The organism is Actinomadura monticuli, from assembly GCF_041463655.1.
GTDB lineage: Bacteria > Actinomycetota > Actinomycetes > Streptosporangiales > Streptosporangiaceae > Spirillospora > Spirillospora monticuli.
This window is the reverse complement of record NZ_JAXCEI010000008.1, coordinates 22,976-45,858: the sequence shown is the minus strand read 5'-3', so window position 1 is coordinate 45,858 and position 22,883 is coordinate 22,976. Positions and strand designations below refer to the sequence as shown.

22 protein-coding genes and 1 tRNA gene are annotated in these 22,883 nt (G+C 73.5%); 9 read left to right on the top strand and 14 right to left on the bottom strand.

Annotated elements, in window-relative coordinates:
• Positions 1 to 73: 73 nt before the first annotated feature.
• The 3 genes from SM611_RS19170 (at position 74) to mscL (ending at position 2,276) form a co-directional block, all read left to right on the top strand.
• On the top strand, positions 74 to 895 hold the full coding sequence (locus SM611_RS19170) for an S-methyl-5'-thioadenosine phosphorylase (protein ID WP_371951104.1): 822 nt from the start codon (positions 74 to 76) through the stop codon (positions 893 to 895).
• On the top strand, positions 892 to 1,644 hold the full coding sequence (locus tag SM611_RS19165; protein ID WP_371951102.1) for an SAF domain-containing protein: 753 nt from the start codon (positions 892 to 894) through the stop codon (positions 1,642 to 1,644). Before SM611_RS19170 ends, SM611_RS19165 begins: the two co-directional genes overlap by 4 nt.
• 218 nt (positions 1,645 to 1,862) lie before the next feature.
• Positions 1,863 to 2,276 carry a large conductance mechanosensitive channel protein MscL gene (mscL, locus tag SM611_RS19160; RefSeq protein WP_371951101.1) on the top strand — a complete coding sequence of 138 codons (414 nt, stop codon included), beginning with the start codon at positions 1,863 to 1,865 and terminating at the stop codon, positions 2,274 to 2,276.
• Positions 2,277 to 2,304: 28 nt separating this feature from the next.
• Here mscL and SM611_RS19155 read toward each other — a convergent pair whose 3' ends face one another.
• Together SM611_RS19155 and SM611_RS19150 are read right to left on the bottom strand one after the other, a co-directional pair.
• Positions 2,305 to 3,345 carry a D-alanyl-D-alanine carboxypeptidase family protein gene (locus SM611_RS19155; RefSeq protein ID WP_371951099.1) on the bottom strand — a complete coding sequence of 347 codons (1,041 nt, stop codon included), beginning with the start codon at positions 3,343 to 3,345 and terminating at the stop codon, positions 2,305 to 2,307.
• Positions 3,346 to 3,427: 82 nt separating this feature from the next.
• A complete protein-coding gene (locus tag SM611_RS19150; protein ID WP_371951097.1) occupies positions 3,428 to 3,871 on the bottom strand; it encodes a hypothetical protein in 444 nt (147 codons plus the stop codon).
• Between the two features lie 132 nt (positions 3,872 to 4,003).
• Between SM611_RS19150 and SM611_RS19145 the strand changes: the two genes are divergently transcribed.
• Positions 4,004 to 4,076: transfer RNA gene (locus SM611_RS19145), tRNA-Arg, on the top strand.
• 90 nt (positions 4,077 to 4,166) lie between these two features.
• On the opposite strand, the gene SM611_RS37645 is transcribed toward SM611_RS19145, so the two are convergent.
• Positions 4,167 to 4,334: a DUF8730 family Cys-rich protein gene (locus tag SM611_RS37645; RefSeq protein ID WP_504230281.1), complete on the bottom strand. Its 168-nt coding sequence runs from the start codon at positions 4,332 to 4,334 to the stop codon at positions 4,167 to 4,169.
• Between the two features lie 410 nt (positions 4,335 to 4,744).
• The gene (locus SM611_RS19140) at positions 4,745 to 6,259 is read right to left on the bottom strand and encodes an alpha/beta hydrolase domain-containing protein (RefSeq protein WP_371951096.1); all 1,515 of its coding nucleotides are present in this window, start codon (positions 6,257 to 6,259) and stop codon (positions 4,745 to 4,747) included.
• Here SM611_RS19140 and SM611_RS19135 point away from each other — a divergent pair.
• Entirely contained in the window at positions 6,258 to 6,518 is a 261-nt protein-coding gene (locus SM611_RS19135) for a cellulose binding domain-containing protein (RefSeq protein WP_371951095.1), read from the top strand. The two genes, SM611_RS19140 and SM611_RS19135, sit on opposite strands and share 2 nt — an antisense overlap.
• Before the next feature lie 57 nt (positions 6,519 to 6,575).
• On the opposite strand, the gene pabB is transcribed toward SM611_RS19135, so the two are convergent.
• Positions 6,576 to 8,627 (bottom strand): aminodeoxychorismate synthase component I, encoded by a 2,052-nt coding sequence (gene pabB / locus SM611_RS19130; RefSeq protein WP_371951094.1) that lies wholly within the window; start codon positions 8,625 to 8,627, stop codon positions 6,576 to 6,578.
• A gap of 174 nt (positions 8,628 to 8,801) precedes the next feature.
• Here pabB and SM611_RS19125 point away from each other — a divergent pair, with 174 nt between their 5' ends.
• Complete coding sequence (locus tag SM611_RS19125; protein WP_371951093.1) at positions 8,802 to 11,327, top strand: DUF4118 domain-containing protein; 2,526 nt, start codon at positions 8,802 to 8,804, stop codon at positions 11,325 to 11,327.
• Positions 11,324 to 11,989 carry a response regulator gene (locus SM611_RS19120; protein ID WP_371951092.1) on the top strand — a complete coding sequence of 222 codons (666 nt, stop codon included), beginning with the start codon at positions 11,324 to 11,326 and terminating at the stop codon, positions 11,987 to 11,989. The genes SM611_RS19125 and SM611_RS19120 overlap by 4 nt, the downstream gene beginning before the upstream one ends.
• Here the strand turns inward: SM611_RS19120 and SM611_RS19115 are convergent.
• From SM611_RS19115 to SM611_RS19095, 5 genes are all read right to left on the bottom strand, one after another.
• Entirely contained in the window at positions 11,986 to 12,894 is a 909-nt protein-coding gene (locus tag SM611_RS19115; protein ID WP_371951090.1) for a potassium-transporting ATPase subunit C, read from the bottom strand. The two genes, SM611_RS19120 and SM611_RS19115, sit on opposite strands and share 4 nt — an antisense overlap.
• A 1-nt stretch (position 12,895) precedes the next feature.
• Positions 12,896 to 15,043, bottom strand: a complete 2,148-nt coding sequence (gene kdpB, locus SM611_RS19110; RefSeq protein ID WP_371951089.1) for a potassium-transporting ATPase subunit KdpB — start codon at positions 15,041 to 15,043, stop codon at positions 12,896 to 12,898.
• On the bottom strand, positions 15,040 to 16,704 hold the full coding sequence (gene kdpA / locus SM611_RS19105; protein ID WP_371951087.1) for a potassium-transporting ATPase subunit KdpA: 1,665 nt from the start codon (positions 16,702 to 16,704) through the stop codon (positions 15,040 to 15,042). Before kdpA ends, kdpB begins: the two co-directional genes overlap by 4 nt.
• The gene (gene kdpF, locus SM611_RS19100; protein WP_371951086.1) at positions 16,705 to 16,794 is read right to left on the bottom strand and encodes a K(+)-transporting ATPase subunit F; all 90 of its coding nucleotides are present in this window, start codon (positions 16,792 to 16,794) and stop codon (positions 16,705 to 16,707) included.
• 375 nt (positions 16,795 to 17,169) lie between these two features.
• The gene (locus SM611_RS19095; RefSeq protein WP_371951085.1) at positions 17,170 to 17,313 is read right to left on the bottom strand and encodes a YciI family protein; all 144 of its coding nucleotides are present in this window, start codon (positions 17,311 to 17,313) and stop codon (positions 17,170 to 17,172) included.
• Between the two features lie 274 nt (positions 17,314 to 17,587).
• Here SM611_RS19095 and SM611_RS19090 point away from each other — a divergent pair, with 274 nt between their 5' ends.
• Positions 17,588 to 17,917 carry a YchJ family protein gene (locus tag SM611_RS19090; RefSeq protein ID WP_371951083.1) on the top strand — a complete coding sequence of 110 codons (330 nt, stop codon included), beginning with the start codon at positions 17,588 to 17,590 and terminating at the stop codon, positions 17,915 to 17,917.
• On the opposite strand, the gene SM611_RS19085 is transcribed toward SM611_RS19090, so the two are convergent.
• Positions 17,904 to 19,073, bottom strand: coding sequence for an MFS transporter (locus tag SM611_RS19085; protein ID WP_371951506.1), 1,170 nt, complete (start codon positions 19,071 to 19,073; stop codon positions 17,904 to 17,906). The two genes, SM611_RS19090 and SM611_RS19085, sit on opposite strands and share 14 nt — an antisense overlap.
• A gap of 59 nt (positions 19,074 to 19,132) precedes the next feature.
• Here SM611_RS19085 and SM611_RS19080 point away from each other — a divergent pair, with 59 nt between their 5' ends.
• The gene (locus SM611_RS19080) at positions 19,133 to 20,302 is read left to right on the top strand and encodes an ROK family protein (protein WP_371951081.1); all 1,170 of its coding nucleotides are present in this window, start codon (positions 19,133 to 19,135) and stop codon (positions 20,300 to 20,302) included.
• Here the strand turns inward: SM611_RS19080 and SM611_RS19075 are convergent.
• Genes SM611_RS19075 through SM611_RS19065 form a run of 3 tightly spaced genes read right to left on the bottom strand, consistent with a single transcriptional unit; the run spans position 20,299 to position 22,757 of the window.
• Positions 20,299 to 20,706, bottom strand: a complete 408-nt coding sequence (locus SM611_RS19075; RefSeq protein ID WP_371951079.1) for a cupin domain-containing protein — start codon at positions 20,704 to 20,706, stop codon at positions 20,299 to 20,301. The two genes, SM611_RS19080 and SM611_RS19075, sit on opposite strands and share 4 nt — an antisense overlap.
• The gene (locus tag SM611_RS19070; RefSeq protein WP_371951078.1) at positions 20,707 to 21,528 is read right to left on the bottom strand and encodes a phosphoenolpyruvate hydrolase family protein; all 822 of its coding nucleotides are present in this window, start codon (positions 21,526 to 21,528) and stop codon (positions 20,707 to 20,709) included.
• Positions 21,525 to 22,757 carry a Tm-1-like ATP-binding domain-containing protein gene (locus tag SM611_RS19065; protein ID WP_371951077.1) on the bottom strand — a complete coding sequence of 411 codons (1,233 nt, stop codon included), beginning with the start codon at positions 22,755 to 22,757 and terminating at the stop codon, positions 21,525 to 21,527. Before SM611_RS19065 ends, SM611_RS19070 begins: the two co-directional genes overlap by 4 nt.
• Positions 22,758 to 22,883 lie beyond the last annotated feature (126 nt).

Sequence of the window (22,883 nt, the reverse complement as noted above, 5' to 3'; positions counted from 1 at the left end):
CCGGGCCCCTCGGTTATCCACAATTGGCGGACGGTCTGCCGCCGGTGCCCGGCCGGTGGCTAATGTCGGCGCCATGTCCACTACCGGTTCCCAGCCCACCGCCGAGATCGGGGTCATCGGCGGCTCGGGGTTCTACTCGTTCCTCGACGACATCGAAGAGGTCCGGGTCGACACCCCCTACGGCCCGCCGAGCGATCCCATCGCCGTCGGCGAACTGGCCGGCCGCCGCGTCGCGTTCGTCCCCCGGCACGGCCGCGACCACCGCTTCCCCCCGCACCGGATCCCGTACCGGGCCAACATGTGGGCGCTGCGGTCCCTCGGCGTCCGGCAGGTCCTCGCGCCCTCCGCGGTCGGCTCCCTGACGCCCGACTACGGGCCCGGCACGCTCGCCGTGCCCGACCAGCTCGCCGACCGGACGTCCGGGCGCGACCAGACCTACTACGACGACGGCGCCGCGGTCCACGTGTCGTTCTCCGACCCGTACTGCCCCACGGGCCGCCGCACCGCCGTCGACGCCGCCCGCGCCGCGGACTGGCCCCCGGTCGACCGCGGCACCCTCGTCGTCATCGAGGGCCCGCGCTTCTCCACCCGCGCCGAGTCCCAGTGGTTCGCCTCCCAGGGCTGGACGCTGATCGGGATGACCGGGCACCCCGAAGCCGTCCTCGCCCGCGAACTGGCCCTCTGCTACACCAACCTCTGCCTCGTCACCGACCTCGACGCGGGCATCGAAGAGGGCGAGGGCGTCACCATGCAGGAGGTGCTCCGCGTCTTCGGCGAGAACACCGGCCGCCTCCGCACCCTCGTCGCCGACGTGGTCAAGGCGCTGCCCGCCGAACGCACCTGCCCCTGCGCGAGCGCCCTGGACGGCATGAAACTCCCCCTGGAGCTGCCGTGACCGCACGGTCGACCCGCCTGCGGCGGCCCCTGGCGTCCCTGTTCGCCGCGGCCGCCGCCGGCCTCGCCCTGCTGGCGCTGCGCCCGTCCCCGCCGGCGTCCGCCCGCGTCCTCGCCGCCGCCCACGACCTCCCGGCCGGCAAGACCCTGACCTCGTCCGACCTGCGCCCGGTCGACGTCCCGCCCTCCGCCGTCCCGTCCGGCGCCTTGCACGGCTCCGCCGTGGGCCGCGTCATCGCCGGGCCGATGCGCGAGGGCGAACCCCTGACCGACGCACGCGTGCTTGGCGATGCCCTCCTGCGGGGCTACGCGCCCGGCACGGTGGCCACCCCGATCCGCATAGCCGACCCGGCCGCCGTCCGCCTGCTGCACCCCGGCGACCGCATAGACGTCCTCTCCGGCCCCACCGACGACCGCTCCCCCTTCCCACCGACCGGACAGGCAAGCACGACTCACGTTTCCACCCGCACCGCCGAACGCCCCACCCCGCGCCTCCCCAAGACCGCCCGAACACATCGTGATGACCTCCAGCGCACTGCGTCACGGACGGCCGCCTTCCGGATTCGGGATGCACCGGCATGGGCCGACGCCCGCGTCGTGGTCACGGGAGTCCCGGTCGTGGCGGTCCCGCCGGCGGAACAAGACGACGGTCAGCAAGGAGCCCTGGTCGTCCTCGCAACCGACAGACCCCAAGCCCTGGCCCTGGCGGCCGCCGGCCCCCTCCTCTCCCTGACGATCACCAGCCATTGACCCCCGGACGGGACGAAATCGGCACGCCCACGGATGGCCGAGCCGGCCGTTGGCATCGCAGGGCGGGGTCGGCCGGAGTTGGGCCGGGGACGGGGCGAAAGTTCGCAGGCCAGGGCCTATTCGACCAACTTGGCGAACCAGGGCGGTTTCGTTACCATCCGTAGCCGTCCCGCGCCCCGGTCAGGCCTGGTGCGCCCCCCGACATCCCTGGAGCACTCATGAGCGGATTCAAGAAGTTCCTCTTCCGCGGGAACCTGGTCGACCTCGCGGTCGCGTTCGTCGTCGGAGCCGCGTTCGCGGGTCTGGTGAAGGACTTCGCGAATTCGTTCATCACGCCGCTCATCGCCCTCCTCGGCGGCAAGCCCGACTACACGCGGCTGACCGTCACCATCAACGGCACGGCGTTCCCCTACGGGGTCTTCCTCACGTCGGCGATCGCCTTCGTCATCACGGCGACGATCATCTACTTCCTGGTCGTCCTCCCGACGGCGAAGCTGATCGAGCGGATGGACCGCGGCAAGGAGGCCACCGAGCGCGAATGCCCGCAGTGCCTCAGCGACATCCCGGTGAAGGCCCGCCGCTGCCGCTACTGCACCGCGGAGATCGTCCCCGCCACCGAAACCCCCTACTAGACCCCTGGCGGCTCTCTGCGGGCGCGGATCACTCGTCCTGGGTGCCGAACTCCCAGTGCCAGGGCTCGAACGGGTTGCTGTAGGCCCACGACGGGTGGATCCAGCCGTATCTGCCGGCGTTGGCCTCCATCCAGTTGAACTGGATGGAGCCCGAACTCTGCACCCCGCCGCAGAGGTCGAGGGCCTGGCCCTTGCCGTGGTTGCTCGTCCCGGGGACGGCCGCGAACCCGGGACGCCTCGCGTAGACGGCGTGCTGCTCGGACAGGCTCCGGTACGCGTCCGTCACGCACATGTCGCGGCCGAACCGGCGCTTGTACGCGCCGTTCAGCTTGTAGAAGGAGAGCGCCGCGTCCGCACGGAGCTTGTGGTCGCCCTTCTGCGGCAGCGCGCACAGGTACTTCGCCGGGATCAGCCCGTTGGGGAACTTCTTCGCGTCCGCGGCGAGACTCTTGTCACAGCCCATCTCCAGCCGCTTCTGCCGGCTCACCGCGAGCTTGTCGAGCATCGCGTTGAGCTGTTTCGTCAGCTGCGCCGACTTGTTCTTCAGCCCGTCCACCTCCTGCTGGAGGCGGGTCTGCTCCACCGCGTTGCGCGACTGCAGCTCCTGCGCGGTGGACGCGAGGCGCTGCCGCCTCTCCTGCAGCTCGTCGGCACGGTCCACAAGCGCCTGCTGCGAGCGGGCGAGCAACGTCACGTCCGCGGTCGACCGCAGCGCCTGGCCCGGATCGCCGCCACCGAAGATCGCCATCGAGCCGGCCGCGCCGCTCTGCTGGTAGGACGAGTTCGCCAGCCTGGCCAGCGGCTCCCGGATCCGGTTCAGCTCGGCCTCGGCCCCGGCGAGGTCCTTCAGCGTGCCGCGCAGCTTCACCTGCGAGGCGGCGAGGTCCTTCTGCCGGCCCTTCATCTGACCGGTGGCCTTCTCCAGCTCTTCACGAGCCTTCGACGCCTCGCGGCGCAGCGACTCCAGCGTGTCGGCCCGGCCGCCCGTGGCCGCGTTCGCGACGTGGGATGACAGCGTCGCCATCACCAGGAATACCGCGGTCAGCGCCGCCGACCGGGGGTTCGGCACGGTGGTCTTCCTCCTGATGCCCAGATGCGAAACAGCGGCAGAACGCTACTACAGGTTCTACGATGACCTGTCCGTAACCGGTTCACCGTTCACGGTAACCATGGCGCTCGCACCACCGGCGCATCCACCAGACGTCTTGCCAGCCCGCCGGGCACGGCCGCCGCACCCGAGTCGGCGACGGTGACGGAGTGGGCGCGGTGGTCTTCCGCGGCTTCGTCACCGGAGCGGGCCTCCGCTCGGGTGTCCTCGTCGCGGCCTGCGGCTCCGAGTCGGGCGGCACGTACGTCCCGAACGTCGGCTCGCTCTCCGGCGTGGCCGGCGCGTAGTTCTGCACCCGCGTCCCCGCCGTCTCCGGGCGCTCCCGGGCGGGCTCGTCCCGCATCCCGACCGCGATCACGGACGCCGCCAGCACGGGAACCAGGAAGGCACCGACGATCAACGCGACCCGTCTGCCCCGGGGCGCGCGCTCGTCCATCTCGTCCTCGGCCGCCCTGTCCTTCGGCTGTCCGCGATGCCGTCCCGTCACGGCACCGAAGCGTACCCACACCGGCCCCACCGGGCCTAGAGCCCGCAGGGGCCCATAAGGGGAAGCGTTCAACGCTCCCTTTCCCCTACCCTGTACTTGCCGTCCGCTACGCTCGTGCGCGAGCGACGACATGCCTCCGTAGCTCAGGGGATAGAGCACCGCTCTCCTAAAGCGGGTGTCGCAGGTTCGAATCCTGCCGGGGGCGCACATCAGAACTGTGACGCCACGGCCGGCCTTCGCCCGCCGACTGGCCGCGGGGGCGACTGGTCCGCCTCGGACGTCCGGCGGGCGGAGGTCAGCCCCGGCGGAACAGGCGCGTCCAGGTGTTTCCAGTGGAAGCCTGCTTCTCTTCGCAGTTGCAGCGTTGCGACCGGGGAACTCCGGTGAGCACCTGGTCGACGTGCCTGCCGCAGCCCTGGTAGGTGATGCCTTGGCACTTGCGGCATACGGCCCGCTGACACATGGGTTTCTCCTTCGGATCGGGTGCGACGGCCGGTGGCCCGTACCGCCTGGTGAGTTCTCCTTCCGACAATATACCCCCTGGGGTACCTGCCCGCAGAGGTGCACCTTGATCTGGTAGGCGGCACCAGAGTCCCCCTGGCGCGGCGCGGGTACCGGCAACGGGATCGGCGCCGGGACCCGACCCGCGCCGCCCAGGAGTCCGGCAAGCCGCGGTGCCTCCGGGCCGCACCAGTCCGCCAAGTCCGGGGCCGTCAGACGCTCCCGGCCCGACGCCGCCGCACCGGCGGCGAGCAACTCACCGGCGGACAGCGTCCCGCCGTCGTGTCGCGGCCGGGCAAGCCGCCCCCCGATGCGCCTCCGCCCGGGACGGTCGTCCCAGGCGGAGGCGTCCGCCGCGGCACCGGGCGCGGGTCAGCCGCCGACGGCGGAGTTCTCGGCGGCGGTGACGACGGCCGCCGCGTCCTCCGGCAGGAGGAAGCCGGCGTTCACGGACTGCCGCGCGGCGTCCCGTACCTTGGCCACGTAGTCCGCGTGCGTCGGGTAGAGCCTGCTCAGCACCGGTTCGGCCGTGCGGGGGGAGGACGGGTCGGACGGGTCGCCGTCGTCGTGCCGGTCCCATGGGTCGGCGTCGCCGTTCCACGGGTCGCGGGCGCCGTAGAGGCCGCAGAAGACGCCGCTGCCGGTGGTGTCGCGCATCCCGGTGAGGGTGCGGGTCGGCACCGCGACGTCCGGCAGCCGGATGCCGCCGGCGGCGAGGCCGGTGCGCGGGTCGCGGAAGACCGTGTTCAGCTCCGGCCCGCTCGGCGGCGTCGGCCCGCCCCGCGCCCAGCCGGCCAGCAGGCGCAGCGCGGCGTTCATCGAGTAGTGCCCGGGCCCGTCGTTGAACGGCGCCGATCCGGCGGCGCAGTCGGCCCGCGGCGCGGCGGACCCGACCGACTTCTTCACCGTCGCCTCGCCCATGTCGAACGCCCACTGGTCACCGTGGGAGGTGCCGGCGAGCTCCCAGTGGACGACCCGGTCCGTGTCGGGCTGCCGCGCGAGGAAGGCGCCCGGGACGTCGGTCTCGGTGAGGACCACGAACGTCGGCACCGGCAGATCGGTCCTGATCCGGGACGGGTTCGGCATCGACAGGACGTCGATGAGCTCGCCGCTGATCGGGGACGCGACGGCGCTGTTGCTGTGGATCATGAAGCCGTCGTAGACCTTCGCGACGGGGTGGACGGCGTTGGCGTACGTGGTCATGAAGCCGGCGGACTGCGATTCGCCGTCGGCGAGGAGCGTCCTGGGCTCCAGCCCGCCGAGCGGGTCGGGCCCGTCCGGGGCCCGCAGCGCCTGCCCGGCCTGGGAGAAGATGTCGTAGGAGTAGGCGTCGCCGGGGTGGATGAGATCGCCGTACCGCGCCGGGTCCCAGCCCTTGAGCCCCTCGACCTCGCCGAGGCCGCCGTTGACCCCGACCGACTGCGCCGAGACGCCGACCCAGGCGTAGCCCTCTCGCAGCAGTTCGTCGCGGGCGAACCAGTAGTCGGGAGAGAGCTCGATCTGACCGCTGACGTTGAGCCATTCGACCACGACGGTGCCGTTGAACCTCGCCGGATCGGCGGGCCGGCGCACCAGGAGCCGGCTCTTGTACGCGGCGCGGCCGGACTCCCGAACGTCCCATCGGCCGTTCGAGCCCCAGATGCCGGACTTGGCGTAGGACGTGGCCGTCCCCGAGATGAAGTACTCGCTCTCGGTGTAGCCGAACGAGCCGAGGTCTTCGGCGGCGGCCAGGAACGGGAAGCCGTGGTCGCCGGCGGGCGGGATGGTGATCATCGGACCGGCGGCGGCGCGGGCGGCCGGCGGCGCGCTCAGCAGGGCGGCGGACAGTGCCGCCGCCAGCGTCGCGGCGACGACTCGCCGTCCGGGACGCCGAAGGGGTGGGCGCATGGGGTGCCTCCGTGGAGCAGGGGTTGGGGATGCACAGTGTCCGCCGACCGCGCCGCACCCGGCATCGCGCGAATCACCGGCGTCCGGCGGCCGGCCGGGTTCCCGGATCTGGGGCGCCGAGGTCACGCAGGACGGCGCGGCGGTCACCGCGTCGAACGAGTCCTGGAACGGGGCGCCGGCTCCCGGCGCCACGACCACGTTCGGTTTCATCGGCACCGGCTCGGCCGAGACCGTGACTCCGGCCTGCGACGGCGACTGACGCCGAGGGGCGGGGCGGCGGGCGCGCTCCCGCCCCGCCCTCGCGGCGCTCTCGCGGTCAGGGACCCGGGCCGTCCAGGGGTCCGGGGAAGGGCAGGCCGAGCAGGCGGAGCAGCGGGGCGGCCTTGACCGCGGTCTCCTCGAACTCGGCGGCCGGGTCCGACAGCGCGGTGACGGCGCCGCCGATGCCGAACTCGACGCGTCCGCCGGACGCCACGGCGGTGCGGATCACGATGCTGAAGTCGGCCGCCCCGGACAGCGAGAAGTAGCCGACGGCCCCCGAGTACACGCCGCGCGGCCCCTCCTCCAGGCGGTCGATGATCCGCATGGTGCGGATCTTCGGGGCGCCCGTCATCGACCCGCCGGGGAACGCCGACCGCACGCACCGCACCGCCGAGACGTCCGGCCGGAGCCTGGCCCGCACCGTGCTGACCAGCTGATGGACGGTCGTGTAGCTCTCCACGTCGAAGATCGGGCCGACGGTGACCGTCCCGGTCTCGGCGACTCCCCCGAGGTCGTGCCGGACGAGGTCGACGATCATGAGGTTCTCGGCGCGGTCCTTCGCGCTGCGCTCCAGTTCGGCGCGCAGCCGCCGGTCCTCGGCCGGGTCGGGCGACCGCGGCCGGGTGCCCTTGATCGGCTTGGACTCGGCCGCCCCGTCCGCCGACACGCGCAGGAAGCGCTCGGGTGAGGAGCTGAGCACCGCCAGTTCGCCGAACCGCAGCAGCGCACCGAAGGGCACCGGGTCGCTCCGCCGCAGGCGGCGGTAGAGGTCCCACGGATCGGCGCGCACGGCGGCCGTCAGCATGTTGGTCAGGCACACCTCGTAGGTCTCCCCGGCGAGGATCTCCCGCCGGCATTCCGCGATCTTGTCGAGGTAGCGCCGGCGCCCGTGCCGGAGCGCGAGCTCCGCCGGCCGGGGCACGGGGGCGGGCTCCGGAGGGGCGGGGAGGTCCGCCAGCCGCGCCTCCGTGGCGTCCAGCCAGGCCAGCGCGCCGCCCTCGGCGCCCGCCGGGCCGAGGGCGAGGAGATGGACGGCGCCCTCCCGGTGGTCGAACGCCACCGCCCGGTCGGCGAAGATCATGGCGGCGTCGGGGTGCGGGGAGCGGTGCGCCCGGGAGCCGCCGGTCTCGGCCTTGAGCTCGTAGCCGAGGTATCCCACCCAGCCGAGCGCGAAGCCGAAGGGCAGGTCCGGGACCTGCGCCGCGTGGGCGCGCACATCGGCGTCGAGCCAGTCGAAGAAGGAGGCGCGGTCCAGCCGCGTCCGCCCGGCCGCCGACTCCACGGTCAGGGCGCCGGAGGACACGTCGAAGGTGACGAAGCGCGCCAGCGGGCCGCCGGCGTCGCCCATGAAGGAGAACCTCCCGCCGTGCTCGCCGGTCCGGCTGCTGTCGAGCCAGAACGCCCGGTCGGACGAGGCGAACAGCGCGCCGAAGACGTCCTCGGCCACCGCCGGCGTTTCCAGCCTGCGCGCGAGCACCGTGAACGGCGTGGCCCGCGCCTCGCGGACGGCCGCCGCGCGGGGCGGCGCCGGCGCGACCGGACCGGCCTGGGCCAGGAAGTTCGCGATGATGCGCCGGCCGTGCTCGGTGCACACCGATTCCGGGTGGAACTGGACGCCCCAGATCGGCCGCAGCTTGTGCCGCACCGCCATCAGCACGCCGTCGGACGTCCACGCCACCGGCTCCAGCACCGGCGGCACCTCGTCCACGGCCAGCGAGTGGTACCGCACCGCCGAGAACGGCGACGGGACGCCGTCGAAGAGGCCGTCCCCCGTGTGCTCGACCCGCGAGAGCAGCCCGTGCCGGACCTCGGGGGCGGGCCGGACGCGCCCGCCGTACAGATGGCAGATCCCCTGGTGCCCGAGGCACACCCCGAGCAGCGGGACCCGGGCGTGCTCGATGACGTCCGCGCAGATCCCGAAGTCGGCGGCGTTCTCCGGCGATCCGGGGCCGGGCGAGATGACGACGCCGTCGAACGGGCGCAGCAGGCCCGGGTTCCACTCCGCCTCGTCGTTGCGGAGCACGACGGGCTCGGCGCCCGCCTCCGCCACGTACTGGACGAGGTTGTGAGTGAAGGAGTCGTAGTTGTCGATGATCAGGATTCGCACGGGCGCTCGCTGGAAGTCGACGGTCCCGGTCCCGCCGGCTCGCAGTCCGGTGTGGCCGGGATATGACGAAACGTTACCTCGGCCGTGCGGTGCCCGGCACGCGGGCGTATGGATGACGTCAAGATCGCAGGGCCCGGCGGCGGAAACGCCCTCCGGGCTGGGAGAATGGGAGATATGGCCAGAGGGCGCCTCCGCGTCTACCTGGGGGCCGCCCCCGGCGTGGGAAAGACGTACGCGATGCTGTCGGAGGCGCGGCGGCGGCGCGAGCGCGGCACCGACGTCGTCGTCGGGTACGTGGAGACGCACGACCGGCCGCGCACCGAGGCGCTGCTGGACGGTCTGGAGATCGTCCCGCGCAAGACCCTGACGTACCGGGGCACCGCGTTCACCGAACTCGACGTGGCCGCGGTGATCGAGCGGGCGCCCGCGGTCGTCCTGGTCGACGAGCTGGCGCACACGAACGTGCCCGGCGGCGGCCACGCCAAGCGCTGGCAGGACGTCGAGGACATCCGGGACGCCGGCATCGACGTCATCTCGACGGTGAACGTCCAGCATCTGGAGTCGGTCAACGACGTCGTCGAGCAGATCACCGGGGTGGCGCAGCGGGAGACCGTCCCGGACGAGGTGGTCCGCCGCGCCGACCAGGTGGAGCTGGTCGACATGGCCCCGGAGGCGCTGCGGCGGCGGATGGCGCACGGCAACGTCTACCGGCCGGAGAAGGTGGACGCCGCGCTGTCCAACTACTTCCGGGTCGGCAACCTGACGGCGCTGCGGGAGCTGGCGCTGCTGTGGCTGGCCGGGAAGGTGGACGACCAGCTCGACCGGTACCGCGCCGACCACGGCATCGGCGGGACGTGGGAGGCGCGCGAGCGGATCGTCGTCGCGCTCACGGGCGGCCCGGAGGGCGACGCGCTGCTGCGCCGCGCCACCCGCATCGCGGCCCGCTCGAAGGGCGCGGACCTGCTGGCCGTGCACGTCGCGCGCAGCGACGGCCTGGCGGGCGCGCGGCCCGGGGATCTCGCGCGGCAGCGGCAGACCGTGGAGGAGCTCGGCGGCACCTACCACCAGGTCGTCGGCGACGACGTGCCGCGCGCGCTGCTGGACTTCGCGCGCGGGGCCAACGCGACGCAACTGGTGCTCGGGGTGTCGCGGCGGGGCAGGTTCGCGCAGCTGCTGCGGCCGGGCATCGGGGTGACGACGACGGCGCGCTCCGGCTCGATCGACGTGCACATGGTCACCCACGACCACGCGCGGCGGGGGGTGGGGCGTCCGGGCCGGGAGCAGGGACTGCCGGTGAGCCGGCGGCTCGGCGGGTTCCTGCTGGCCCTGGCCGGGCTGCCGCTGCTCACGGCCGTGCTGCTGGCGGCGCGTCCGGCGCTCTCGCTGCCCTCCGACATCCTGTTCTTCCTCGCGGCGGTCGTCGCGACCGCGCTGGTCGGCGGGATGCGGCCGGCGCTGTTCACGGCGGTCGCCGGGTTCCTGCTGCTCAACTGGTACTTCACCCCGCCCGTGCACCGGTTCACCGTCGCCGCGCGCGAGAACCTCCTCGCGCTGGCGGTGTTCGTGCTGGTCGGGACCGGGGTGAGCGTCGTGGTGGACCGCGCCGCGCGCCGCTCCCGGGACTCGGCGCGGCTGGGCGCGGAGGCGGAGGTCCTGTCGACGCTGGCGGGCGACGTCCTGCGCGGCGAGCACGCCCTGGACGCGGTCCTCGGGCGGCTGCGCGAGACGTTCGGGCTCACCTCGGTCACGCTGCTGGAACGTCCGGCGGACACCGGGGACTGGCGGATCGTCGCGACCGTCGGCGGCCGTCCCTGCGCCGCGCCCGGCGACGGCGACGCCGACATCCCGGTCGGCGATGATCTGACCCTCGCGGTCCGGGGCCGCGAGGGCCGCCCGATGCCCGCCGGGGACCGGCGCGTCCTGGAGGCGTTCGCGCGGCAGGCGGCGGGCGCGCTGCGGCAGCAGCGGCTGCGGGCGGAGGCGGAGCGGGCCCGCCCGCTGGAGGCCGCCGACCGGATGCGGACCGCCCTGCTCAACGCGGTCAGCCACGATCTGCGCACACCGCTGGCCTCGGCGAAGGCCGCGGTGGACAGCCTCAGCGGCACGTCCGTCGCCTGGACGGAGGAGGAGCGCGCCGAGCTGCTCGACACGGCGCGGCTCTCCCTGGACCGGCTCGACCGGCTGGTCGCCAACCTGCTCGACATGAGCCGGTTGCAGGCGGGCGTGCTCGGCATGGCCGCCCGTCCGCTGGCCCTGGACGAGGTCGTGCCGCGCGCCCTCGACGATCTCGGCGGCGGCGAGGTGCCGGGAAAGGTGTCGGTGCGGCTCGATCCGGGCCTGCCCGAGGTGTCGGCCGATCCGGCGCTGCTCGAACGGGTCCTGGTCAACGTCATCGCGAACGCGCTGCGGCACGGCCCGCCCGGCGAGCCCGTGCTGATCACCGCGGGCGCGATCCGCGACCGGGTGGAGCTGCGGATCGCCGACCGCGGCCCCGGCATCCCGCCGGACGAGCGGGAGCGGGCGTTCCTGCCGTTCCAGCGGCTCGGCGACCGCGACAACCACACCGGGGTCGGGCTCGGGCTGGCGCTGGCACGCGGGCTGACGGAGGCGATGGGCGGGGAGCTGATCCCCGAGGACACCCCGGGCGGCGGCCTCACGATGATCGTCGCACTGCCCGTGCACCGGAAGGAGAGACCGTGACGCGCGTTCTCGTCGTCGACGACGAACCCCAGATGCTGCGGGCGCTGCGGATCAACCTGCGCGCCCGCGACTACGAGGTGGACGTGGCCGCCGACGGCACCACCGCGCTGCGCCGGGCCGGCGCGTGGCGTCCCGATCTCGTCGTCCTCGACCTGGGCCTGCCCGATCTGGACGGCGTCGAGGTGATCCACGGGCTGCGCGGCTGGACGGAGGTCCCCATCATCGTCCTGTCGGGACGGGCGGGCAGCCGCGACAAGGTCGAGGCGCTGGAGGCGGGCGCCGACGACTACGTCACCAAGCCGTTCGACATCGAGGAACTGGTGGCCCGCATCCGGGCCGTGTCGCGCCGGATCTCGTCCGCCGAGCCGGTCGAGCCCGTGCGGGTGGGCGAGCGCACGGTCGACCTGGCCGCGAAGACGGTGTCGGGCGGCGTGCACCTGACGCCCACCGAATGGCGGCTGCTGGAGGTCCTGCTCCGCAATCCCGGCAAGCTCGTCGCGCAGCAGCAGCTCCTGACGACGGTGTGGGGCCCGGCGTACAAGAGCGAGACGCACTACCTGCGGCAGTACATGGCGCAGCTGCGGCGCAAGCTGGAAAGCGACCCGTCCCATCCCCGGCACCTGCTGACGGAGCCGGGGATGGGCTACCGCTACCAGCCCTAGCGGGCCGGGAACGCGCGGTCGAGGGCGAGGTTGAGCTTCAGCACGTTGACGGCCCGCCCGCCCATGAAGCCGAGCGCCCGCCCGCCGGTGTTCTCCTCGACGAGGCGCGCCACCTGGGCGGGCGAGACGCCGCGCGCCGCCGCGACGCGCCCGGTCTGCAGGGACGCGTAGGCCGGTGAGATGTGCGGGTCGAGGCCGCTGCCGCTCGCGGTGACGGCGTCCGCCGGGACGGCCGGCGCGGCGGGCGCGTCGCCCCGGACCGGGACGACCAGACCCTTGGCGTAGTCCTCGCCGAACCGGGCCGGCTCCACCCGGACGCCCTTGTAGGACGCGATGAACGGCGCCTTCACCACGCCCTGCTGCTCGTTCACGCTGACGACGCGGGTCGGGTGCGGGACGGTGCCGTCCGCGGCGCGGCGGCCGAACACCGCGAGCACCGCGCCGACGCCGCCGGGCGTGCAGAACGGGCGCGCGCCGCTCACGCCGTTGAGATCGCCGACCGCCTTGCTGTGCTCGCAGACCTGCGTGAGCAGGCTCTGCCGGGCGTTCGGGTCCTCCTTGCCCGCGGCGGCGAGCGTCGGGTCGGGCAGGGTGTCGACGACGTCCTCCGGCCCGAGGTTGCTCGCGCCGGAGGCCGCCGGGTCGTAGCCACCGGCGGACGGGCGGCTCTGGAAGTACCGCCTGAGCGGCTCGCCGTCCGGTCCGGTGAACGACTGGCCGATCAGCGCGCTGCCGACCGTCCTGCCGCCGACCGTGATGAGGGAGCCGTCGGCGTTGTCGTGCAGGCCGGGCAGCCGTCCGACGGCGTGGACGGCGAGCGGGTAGGCGACGCCGAGGACCACGGTCAGGACGAGGAGGGCGCGGAGGGCGGCCAGGGGCAGCCGCAGCCGGCTGGGAATTCGCATGTCAGGACATCCCCGGAATGAAGCGGACGAGCAGGTCGATGAGCTTGATGCCGGCGAACGGGGCGACGAGGCCGCCCAGCCCGTAGACACCGAGGTTGCGGGACAGCAGCCGGGACGCTCCGCCCGGCCGGTAGGACACCCCGCGCAGCGCCAGCGGGATCAGCGCGACGATGACGAGGGCGTTGAACACGACCGCGGACAGGATCGCCGACTCCGGGCTGTGCAGCCGCATGACGTTCAGCGCGTCCAGCCCCGGATACAGGCCCGCGAACAGCGCCGGGATGATGGCGAAGTACTTGGCGATGTCGTTGGCGATCGAGAACGTGGTCAGCGCGCCGCGCGTGATGAGCAGCTGCTTGCCGATCTCCACGACCTCGATGAGCTTGGTCGGGTCGGAGTCGAGGTCGACCATGTTGCCCGCCTCCTTGGCGGCGGACGTGCCGGTGTTCATCGCCATCCCGACGTCGGCCTGCGCGAGGGCGGGCGCGTCGTTGGTGCCGTCGCCGGTCATCGCGACCAGCCGGCCGCCGGCCTGCTCCCGCCTGATCAGCGCGAGCTTGTCCTCCGGCCGGGCCTCGGCGAGGAAGTCGTCCACCCCCGCCTCGTCCGCGATCGCCTTGGCGGTCAGCGGGTTGTCGCCGGTGATCATCACGGTGCGGATGCCCATCCGGCGCATCTCGGCGAACCGCTCCCGCATGCCCTCCTTCACCACGTCCTTGAGGTGGACGACGCCGAGGACGCGCGCGGTGCCGCCGCTCCGCTCGCCGACGACGAGCGGTGTGCCGCCGGACGCGGAGACGCCGTCCACGATGACGCCGAGGTCGGGCGGGACGTCGCCGCCGTGCCCGCGCACCCAGTCCGCGACCGCGGCGGCCGCGCCCTTGCGCAGCATCCTGTCCCGGGCGCCGCCGAGGTCGACGCCGCTCATCCGGGTCTGCGCGGAGAACGGCGCCCAGGCGGCCTCCGCCAGCTCGCCGGGCGTGCGTTCGCGCAGGCCGTAGCGCTGCTTGGCGAACACGACGACCGACCGTCCCTCGGGGGTCTCGTCGGCCAGGCTGGACAGCTGCGCCGCGTCCGCCAGCTCGTCCTCGGACGTGCCCGCGACGGGGAGGAACCCGGCCGCCTGCCGGTTGCCGAGCGTGATCGTGCCGGTCTTGTCGAGCAGCAGCGTGTTCACGTCGCCGGCGGCCTCGACCGCGCGCCCGCTCATCGCCAGGACGTTGCGCTGGACGAGCCGGTCCATCCCGGCGATGCCGATCGCGGACAGCAGCGCCCCGATGGTCGTCGGGATGAGGCAGACGAGCAGCGACACCAGCACGATGCCGGTCACGCCGTGGGCGTCGAGGGAGGGGCCGTCGGGGACGCCCGGGTTGACGGCCTTCGCGTAGATCGCCATCGGCTGCAGCGTCGCGACGGCCAGCAGGAAGACGACGGTGAGCGCGGCGAGCAGGATGTTGAGGGCGATCTCGTTCGGCGTCTTCTGCCGGCTCGCGCCCTCCACCAGCGCGATCATCCGGTCGACGAACGACCTGCCGGGCTCCTGGGTGATCCGGACGACGATGCGGTCCGAGAGCACCTTCGTCCCGCCCGTCACCGCGGACCGGTCGCCGCCGGACTCGCGGATCACCGGGGCGGACTCGCCGGTGATCGCCGACTCGTCCACGCTGGCGATGCCCTCGACCACGTCGCCGTCGCCCGGGATGATCTCCCCGGCCTCGACCACCACGTGGTCGCCGCGGCGCAGATCCGGGGCCGGGACCCGCTCCTCCCGGGCGTCCGCGCGGCCCGGCGACCAGCCGGTCAGGCGGCGCGCCACCGCGTCGGTCCTGGCCTTGCGCAGCGCGTCGGCCTGCGCCTTGCCGCGTCCCTCCGCCACCGCCTCCGCCAGGTTCGCGAAGAGCACGGTGAGCCACAGCCAGCCGACGGTCAGCCAGCCGAAGACGGTCGGGTCGAGCGCGGCCAGGACGGTGGTCCACACCGCGCCGATCTCGACGATGAACATGACGGGGTTGCGCCACAGCGTGCGCGGGTCGAGTTTGCGGCACGCATCCGGCAGCGATCGGAGCAGCCTGACGGGGTCGAGCAGCCCCTCGCCGCGGTCCCGCCCGGCCGGGCGGCCGGGCGCCGGGGAGGTCGTCGGTGCGGTCATCGGTGGATCCCTTCGGCGAGCGGGCCGAGTGCGAGGGCGGGCAGGAAGGTGAGCGCGACCAGGACGATCGTCACGCCCACGACCATCCCGACGAACTGCGGGCGGTGGGTGGGCAGCGTCCCGGCCGACTCGGGGACGCGCCCCTGCCGGGCCAGCGACCCGGCCAGCGCGAGCACGAACACGATGGGCAGGAACCGCCCGAACGCCATGCACAGGCCGAGCGCCGTGTCGTAGAAGACGGTGTTGACGGTGAGGCCCGCGAACGCGGACCCGTTGTTGTTGGACGCCGACGTGAACGCGTACAGGACCTCGCTGAAGCCGTGGGCGCCGCCGTTGAGCATTCCGGCGCGCCCGTCGGGCGACGCCATCGCGACCGCCGTCCCGGTCAGCACCAGCATCGGCGTGATGAGGAAGTACATGGCCGCGAACTTGATCTCGCGGGGGCCGATCTTCTTGCCGAGGTACTCCGGCGTCCGGCCGACCATGAGGCCCGCCACGAACACCGTGATCACGGCCAGGATCAGCATCCCGTACAGGCCGGAGCCGACGCCGCCGGGCGCGACCTCGCCCAGCATCATGTTGACCATCGTCATCATTCCGCCGAGGCTCGTGTAGGAGTCGTGGAAGGAGTCGACGGCGCCGGTCGAAGTCAGCGTGGTCGCCCCCGCGAACGTCGCCGAGTTCGCGACGCCGAACCGGGTCTCCACGCCCTCCATGGACGCCCCCGCCGCCGTCGGCACGGTGCCGTGGTGCGCCAGTTGGAAGACGTTGACCAGGGCGACGCTGACGAGCGCGATCGTGGTCATCACGGCGACGATCGCGTAGCCCTGCCGGTTCTGCCCGACGAGGCGGCCGAACGTCCGGCACAGCGCGATCGGGATCAGCAGGATCAGGAAGATCTCCAGCCAGTTCGTCCAGGACGTGGCGTTCTCGAACGGGTGCGCCGAGTTGGCGTTGTAGAAGCCGCCGCCGTTGGTGCCGAGCTCCTTGATGGCCTCCTGGCTCGCCACCGGCCCGCCGGTGATCTTCTGCTGCGCGCCGGCGAGCGTGTCGGCGACATGGCCGCCGGAGAAGTTCTGCACCAGGCCGCCGGCGATCAGGACGATCGCGCCGGCGAACGCGATGGGCAGCAGGATCCGGAGGCAGGTGCGCGTGAGGTCGACCCAGAAGTTGCCCAGGTGACCCGTCTTCGTCCGGGTGAATCCGCGGATCAGCGCGACGGCGACGGACATGCCCACGGCCGCCGAGACGAAGTTCTGCACGGCGAGCCCGCTCATCTGCACCAGGTGGCCCATCGTCGTCTCTCCCGAGTACGACTGCCAGTTGGTGTTGGTGACGAAGCTGACGGCGGTGTTCCACGCCTGGTCCGGTTTCACCGGCGGGAAGCCGAGGCTGAGCAGCAGATGGTTCTGGAGCCTCTGCAGCCCGTACAGGAACAGGACCCCGATCATCGAGAAGGCGAGGACGCTGCGGGCGTAGACGCCCCAGGTCTGCTCGGCGTCGGGATCGGCGCCGACGAGGCGGTAGACGGCGCGTTCCACGCGGCTGTGCGCGGGACGGCTGTAGACGCGATGCATGTAGTCGCCCAACGGGCGGTACACGGCGGCCAAGGCGACCACCAGGGAAACGACGAAGAGGACCGCCGCGAGTGTTGTGCTCATCTAGAAACGCTCCGGGAACAACAATGCCGCGACCAGGAAGATGATCAGCCCCACCGCCAGGACGAGCCCGACGGCGTTATCCGCGGTCATAGCCTTTCCATCGCCTTCACCAGCAGGCCGATCAGCGCGAATACCGCCGCTGTCAGCAGGACGAAGACCAGGTCACCCACGATCGACCACCCTTGTTGAATTCCGCCCCGAGTCAGGCGAATACTTCACGGCAGGCTTCGCGATAAACCGATACCGCTATTTCCGGTACCTGCCGACGAACCTCAACATAGGGAAGTATTCGGGTCGAGGGGCGGCCGGCTACGCGATATTGACACCGGGGGCGGCGATCCTGACGCCGCGCTGACGGCGGACGGCCCCCCTCGTCCCGGCGCGGGTCAGGTCCAGGTGAGGGCAGGCCCGCGTGCTCGCGCAGCGCGCGGGTCAGCTCGGCGTGGGCCTCGTCCACCGGATGCGCTAGGTGAGCGGGCGTATCTCGACCAGCGGGCAGGCGGGCCAGTCGCGGGCGATGGCGAGGGCCTCGTCCAGGTCGGCGACCTCGACCTCGGCGTAGCCGCTGACGACCTCCTTGCCCTCGACGAACATGAGGACGTACTTCATGTGCCCCCTTTCGGCGTCCCGGCGAGGGGACGTTCGGTTGCTGTCACCCCCTAGACGAACGAGCGACGCCCGATCCGACACGGTCAGGGTTCGCGGCCGAGCCGCAGGCGGCGGGCCGCCTGGTCGCCGACCCGCTCGTCGATCTCGGACGTCTGTTCGGCGGACATGGCGTTCATCGTCGCCGCGCGCATACCGTCCCGCAAGGCAGAATCCTCGGGTGGCGAAGAAGTGCTTCTGCGGTGCCGGCCCCCGGTACCGGGATTGTTGCGGCCGGTTGCACCGGGGCGAGACCTCGGCCGGGACGGCCGGGGAGCTGATGCGGTCGCGGTTCAGCGCGTTCGCCGTCGGGGACGAGTCCTACCTGCTGCGGACGTGGCATCCGGCGACGCGTCCCGAGCGGATCGGGTTCGAGGACGGCACGCGCTGGACGCGGCTCGAGATCGTCCGGGAGGAGGACGGCGGCCCGGACGACGACAAGGGCGTCGTGGAGTTCCGCGCCCACTACGTCACGGGCGCGGAGCCGGGGGAACTGCACGAGGTCAGCCGCTTCGTCCGGCGGGACGGCGGCTGGGTCTACGTCCGGGGCAAGATCATCGATTCGTAGCGGGGCGGAGCCGCCGTGCGCAGCGCGCGAGCAGGATCAGCAGCAGGGCGGGGGCGACGAAGACGGCGGCGCGCAGCGTGATGGCGTCGGCCAGCACGCCGAGGGCGAGCGGCGCGACGCCGATCGCGACGCCGGACGCGAGCGCGCAGCGGGCGGCGGCCCGGACGGGCCGCCCCGGCCACGCGCCGAGCGCCTGCCCGAGGATCACCGGGTAGAGCAGCGCCACGCCGAGCCCGGCGACCAGCAGCCCGGCGACGGCGAGCGGGGCGGGCGACGCCCACAGGATCGCGAACCCGGCGACGCCGACGAGCGCGGCCCCCGCGAGCAGCCGGTCGGGCCGTCCCGCGCCGCGCACGACCGGCGCGGACGCGGCCCGCCCGGCCGCCATGCCCAGCACGAAGGCGGCCGACAGCGTGGCCGCGGCGCCCGAGCCGAGCCCCTTCACGTCGCCGAGGAAGTCGGCGGCCCAGAAGACCATGCAGAACTCCACGCCCACCGCGAGGACGAGGTCGAGCCACCGGCTCCAGAAGGCTCGCGGAGCGGGCTCGCTCGCCTCCACGCCGCTCGCCTCCTTGCCGGTCTCCGCCTCGCGGGGCGCGGCCGGGCGGGCGACGAGGAGGAGGACGGCGGCCATGATCAGCGGCGGGACCGCGAACGCCGCGCGCCAGCCGAGGCCGTACGCCAGCGCGGCGCCGATGAGGATCGGGGACAGCACGGACGCCGCGCTGGACACCGCGTTCGCCACCCCGATCTGGATCGTTCCATCACCGGGCTGCGCGGCCGCTCGCAGCGCCGCCGGGACGAGCTGCACCAGCCCCGCGCCGCCGAGCCCGAGGACGAGCGCCCCGAGGCCGGAGCCGAGCCGTCCCCCGCCGAGCGCCATGACGCAGGCGCCGCCCGCCAGCGCCGCGAGGGCCGCGGGCAGCGCGAGGCGGCCGAGCCGCGCTGCCGCCCAGTGCCCGGTGAACCCGATGACCACGAGGCCGAGCGCGAACGCCGACGGGTAGAGGGCGACCTCGCCGCGGGGAAGCCCGCGCTCCGCGCGCAACTCGGGCAGGATCGCGCCGAGCGCGGTCAGCAGGTAGCCGAGGCAGCCGAACGCCGCGTAGAGGCCGAGCGTCCCGGACGTCCGCCGCGGCGTCCCGATCCCGCCCATCGCCACCTCCGGATTATGCTCGTTCCACGAGGATAATCGGAACGAGCCAGGATGTCACCATGCAGCCGACGACCGCGCACTCCGCCCGGGCACTGCGCAGCCAAGGCGCGCTCGCGGTGCTCCGGTACGCCCACGCGCACCCGTCCGCGACCCGCGCGGACGCGTCCCGGGCGCTCGGGCTGAGCAGCGGGTCCGCGACCGAGATCACGAGCCGGCTCAAGGCGGCGCGGCTGATCGGGGAGGACGCCCCGGCCCGCACCGGCGGGCGGGGCCGCCCGTCCCCCGCGCTCACCGCCCACCCGGAGGGCCCGCTGGTGTGCGTGGTCGACATCAGCCACGAGGGCTGGCGGGTGGCGGCCATCGAGCTGGGCGGCGGCGTCCTGACCGAGTCGACGGGCCGCCACACCGGATCGCCGGACGTCGTCGCGCCGCTGGCCGGGCACGTCGCGGCGCTCCAGGCCCGGTACGGCCGGCGGCTGCGCGCGGTGTCCGCCTGCGTGGCGGGGACCGTCAGCGGGACGGAGGTCGTCCAGGCGTCCGGCATGGGGTGGCGCGACGTCTCCCTGGAACCGCTGAAACCGGACGGAATCCCCCTGCTGGTCGGGAACGACGCCTCGCTCGCCGGCCTGGCCGAGGCGCGGCGGGGGGCGGGCGCGGGGTCGCGGGTCGTCCTGCACCTGACCGTGGAGGTCGGCGTCGGCGGCATCCTCGTCGTGGACGGACGCCCAGTCAACGGCGCGACGGGCGCGGGCGGCGAGTTCGGCCACATGCCGTTCGGCGACCCCGCGCTCGACTGCCCGTGCGGCGCGCGCGGCTGCTGGGACCTGGAGGTCGACGGCCGCGCCATGGCCCGCGCCCTGCACCGGCCGCCGCCCCGGGACCCGCGCACGGCGGCCGGGGACGTCATCGCCGCCGCCGCGTCCGACCCCGGGGCCCGCGCGGCCGTGGCGGGCGCGGCACGCGCGCTGGGACGCGGGATGGGCGCCCTCGCCAACGCGCTCGACCCGGACGTCGTCACCCTGTCCGGCCTGGCCGTCGACCTCGCCGCGACCGCGCCCGGCGCGCTGGAGGACGGCTACCGGACGGCCCTGATGCGCTACCGCCGGGCCGCACCGCCGCCCGTCCTGCCGTCGACGCTCGGCCCGCACGGCCCGCTCACCGGAGCCGCCGACACCGCCTTCGACGTCCTCCTCACCGACGAGGGCCTGGACGCCTGGACGCGGGGCTAGGCCCGGCGCCACTCCGGCACGGCGCCGTGCTCCAGCAGGCAGAAGTCGGGGGCGCCCTCCAGGGCCTTCTCCTCACCGCCCGGGGTGTAGGTGACGATCAGCCGGAGCGGGCGCCATGTCGTGTTGTGCGTGGAATGCCAGGCGCCTTTCGGGATGTGGACGGCGTCGCCCTCGCGGATCGGGAACGGCTCCTCGTCGTCCACCATCTGCGTCGCCTCACCGGAGATGACGTAGATGACCTCCTCGGCGGCCGGATGGTTGTGGCGCGCGTGCCCCTTGCCGGGATTGACGATCACCTCGCCCAGCGTGCTGCTCGCGCCGTCGACGCTCGACGGGGTGACGAACCATTTGATGGACCCCCAGTCGAAGGTCATCGTCTTCACGTCAGCGGGATCGACCAGCATTCAGAGCTCCAGATTCTTGAAGGCCGCCACCTGTTCCGTTATCGCCCGCTCCGTCGGCAGCCGCTCGACCGAGGAGGCGCCGAAGAACCCGACGACGCCCTCCGTCCGCGACAGCACGTACGCGGCGTCGCCGGGTTCGGCGATGGGGCCGCCGTGGCACAGGACGAGGACGTCGGACCGCACGGCCGCCGCCGCGTCCCGCATGGCCTGCACCCGTTCGACCGCCTCGTCCAGCGTCAGCGCGGTGCCCGCGCCGATGCTGCCCTTGGTGGTGAGCCCGACGTGCGGGACGAGGACGTCCGCGCCGGCCTCCGCCATCGCCCGCGCCTGGTCCTCGTCGAAGACGTAGGGGGCGGTGACCAGGCCGCGCTCGTGCGCGAGCCGCACCATCTCGACCTCCAGGCCGTACCCCATGCCGGTCTCTTCGATGTTCTGCCGGAAGACCCCGTCGTAGAGCCCGACGGTCGGGAAGTTCTGCACTCCGGCGAACCCCATGGCCTTCAGCTGGTCGAGGAAGACGGGCATCACCCGGAACGGGTCGGTGCCGCACACGCCCGCCAGCACGGGCGTGTCCTGCACGACCGGCAGCACCTCCGACGCCATCTCCACCACGATCTGGTTGGCGTCACCGTAGGGCAGCAGCCCGGCCAGCGAACCGCGGCCCGCCATCCGGTACCGGCCGGAGTTGTAGATGATGATCAGGTCGACGCCGCCGGCCTCCGCGCATTTCGCGGACAGCCCGGTGCCCGCTCCAGCGCCGATGACCGGCTTGCCGTCCGCGACGGCGTTCCGCAGCCGGAACAGGACGGTCTCCCGGTTCACCGCGAGTCCCCCGAGTCCCCCGAGTCCCCCGGGTCCCCCGAGATCATCCGGTGCAGCCGGTCGGCCATCGCGCGGCCGAACGCCGGATCGTTGATGTTCATGTCGAGCCTCTCCGTCTCGGCGGCGCCCTCCATGGCCGCGAAGCACGCCGCGTCCGCCTCCGGATCGTGGAACGGCATCCCCGGCGCGTCCAGGGCCGACACGCCCCCGAGCGGCAAAAACAGCGCGGTCGGCCCGGTGGCGGAACGGAGCTTCGCGGCGATCCGCGCGCCGAGTTCGGCCATCTCGTCCCGGGTCGTCCGCATCAGGGTCACGGTCGGGTTGTGGACGTAGAGGTCGCGCCCCGCGAACCGCTCCGGGACGGTCTCGCGCGGCCCGAAGTTGACCATGTCCAGGGCGCCGGGCGCCACCACCTGCGGGACGCCCCGCCTCCCGGCCGCCGTGAGCCGCTCGGGCCCGGCCGACAGGACGCCGCCGACCAGGTCGTCCGCCAGCTCGGTGGTGGTCAGGTCGAGCACCCCGGCCAGCAGCCCGCTCTCCGCGAGCCCTTCGAGCGCCCGCCCGCCGGCCCCGGTCGCGTGGAAGACGAGCACCTCGTAGCCCAGCTCGTCCAGCCGCTCGCGGGCCGCGTCCACCGCCGGAGTGGTGACCCCGAACATGGACGCCCCGACCAGCGGCCGCTCGTCCGCGCCCGCCTCCCCCTCGGCCTCGGCGTGCGCCCTCGCCATCCCGGCCGCCGCGCCCGCCGCGTTCCCGAGGACGAGCCGCGACACGCGGTTGACGCCCGCGATGTCGACGACGCTGTACATCAGGGTCACGTCCTTGGCGCCCACGTAGGGCGCGACGTCGCCGGACGCCATCGTGGACACGATCAGCTTGGGCAGCCCGATGGGCAGGTCCCGCACGGCCCGGGCCGCGATCGACGAGCCGCCGCTCCCGCCCACGGCGAGCACGGCGTCGACCCGCTCCAGCCCCGCGAGCACGACCGCCGCACCTTCGCCCATCGCGGCGACGGCGGCGCCCCGGTCGCCCGCGTCCCGCAACGCGTCCAGCGAGGCGCCCCCAGCCCGCGCGACGTCCTCGGCGGAGACATCGGCCTCGATCTCGGACGGCCCGACCCCCGCGTCCACGAGCACGACCTCGCACCCGAGCTCCCGCAACCGCTCTCGGAGCCACGCGTACTCCGGCCCCTTGGTATCGAGCGTCCCCACCAGCACCACAGTCGCCATGAACGATCAGTTCCCGCCCCGCCCGCCCGCCAACCGAGACGGCCGCCACCGCACGCGGCCGCCCCGCCGTCTGGCTCCCCATAGCCGCCATCGTCGCCATCGCCACCCGCATCTACGTGGTCAAAA

Bases quoted from the DNA above. Each gene is read 5' to 3' on its own strand.
- SM611_RS19065 (WP_371951077.1), bottom strand. From the start codon at position 22,757: ATGGCGACTGTGGTGCTGGTGGGGACGCTCGATACCAAGGGGCCGGAG.
- SM611_RS19115 (WP_371951090.1), bottom strand. From the start codon at position 12,894: ATGCGAATTCCCAGCCGGCTGCGGCTGCCCCTGGCCGCCCTCCGCGCC.
- SM611_RS19140 (WP_371951096.1), bottom strand. From the start codon at position 6,259: ATGCGCCCACCCCTTCGGCGTCCCGGACGGCGAGTCGTCGCCGCGACG.
- SM611_RS19135 (WP_371951095.1), top strand. From the start codon at position 6,258: ATGGGGTGCCTCCGTGGAGCAGGGGTTGGGGATGCACAGTGTCCGCCG.
- SM611_RS19095 (WP_371951085.1), bottom strand. From the start codon at position 17,313: ATGAAGTACGTCCTCATGTTCGTCGAGGGCAAGGAGGTCGTCAGCGGC.
- SM611_RS19080 (WP_371951081.1), top strand. From the start codon at position 19,133: ATGCAGCCGACGACCGCGCACTCCGCCCGGGCACTGCGCAGCCAAGGC.
- kdpF (WP_371951086.1), bottom strand. From the start codon at position 16,794: ATGACCGCGGATAACGCCGTCGGGCTCGTCCTGGCGGTGGGGCTGATC.
- mscL (WP_371951101.1), top strand. From the start codon at position 1,863: ATGAGCGGATTCAAGAAGTTCCTCTTCCGCGGGAACCTGGTCGACCTC.
- SM611_RS19170 (WP_371951104.1), top strand. From the start codon at position 74: ATGTCCACTACCGGTTCCCAGCCCACCGCCGAGATCGGGGTCATCGGC.
- kdpB (WP_371951089.1), bottom strand. From the start codon at position 15,043: ATGACCGCACCGACGACCTCCCCGGCGCCCGGCCGCCCGGCCGGGCGG.
- SM611_RS19125 (WP_371951093.1), top strand. From the start codon at position 8,802: ATGGCCAGAGGGCGCCTCCGCGTCTACCTGGGGGCCGCCCCCGGCGTG.
- SM611_RS19085 (WP_371951506.1), bottom strand. From the start codon at position 19,073: ATGGGCGGGATCGGGACGCCGCGGCGGACGTCCGGGACGCTCGGCCTC.
- SM611_RS37645 (WP_504230281.1), bottom strand. From the start codon at position 4,334: ATGTGTCAGCGGGCCGTATGCCGCAAGTGCCAAGGCATCACCTACCAG.
- SM611_RS19075 (WP_371951079.1), bottom strand. From the start codon at position 20,706: ATGCTGGTCGATCCCGCTGACGTGAAGACGATGACCTTCGACTGGGGG.
- kdpA (WP_371951087.1), bottom strand. From the start codon at position 16,704: ATGAGCACAACACTCGCGGCGGTCCTCTTCGTCGTTTCCCTGGTGGTC.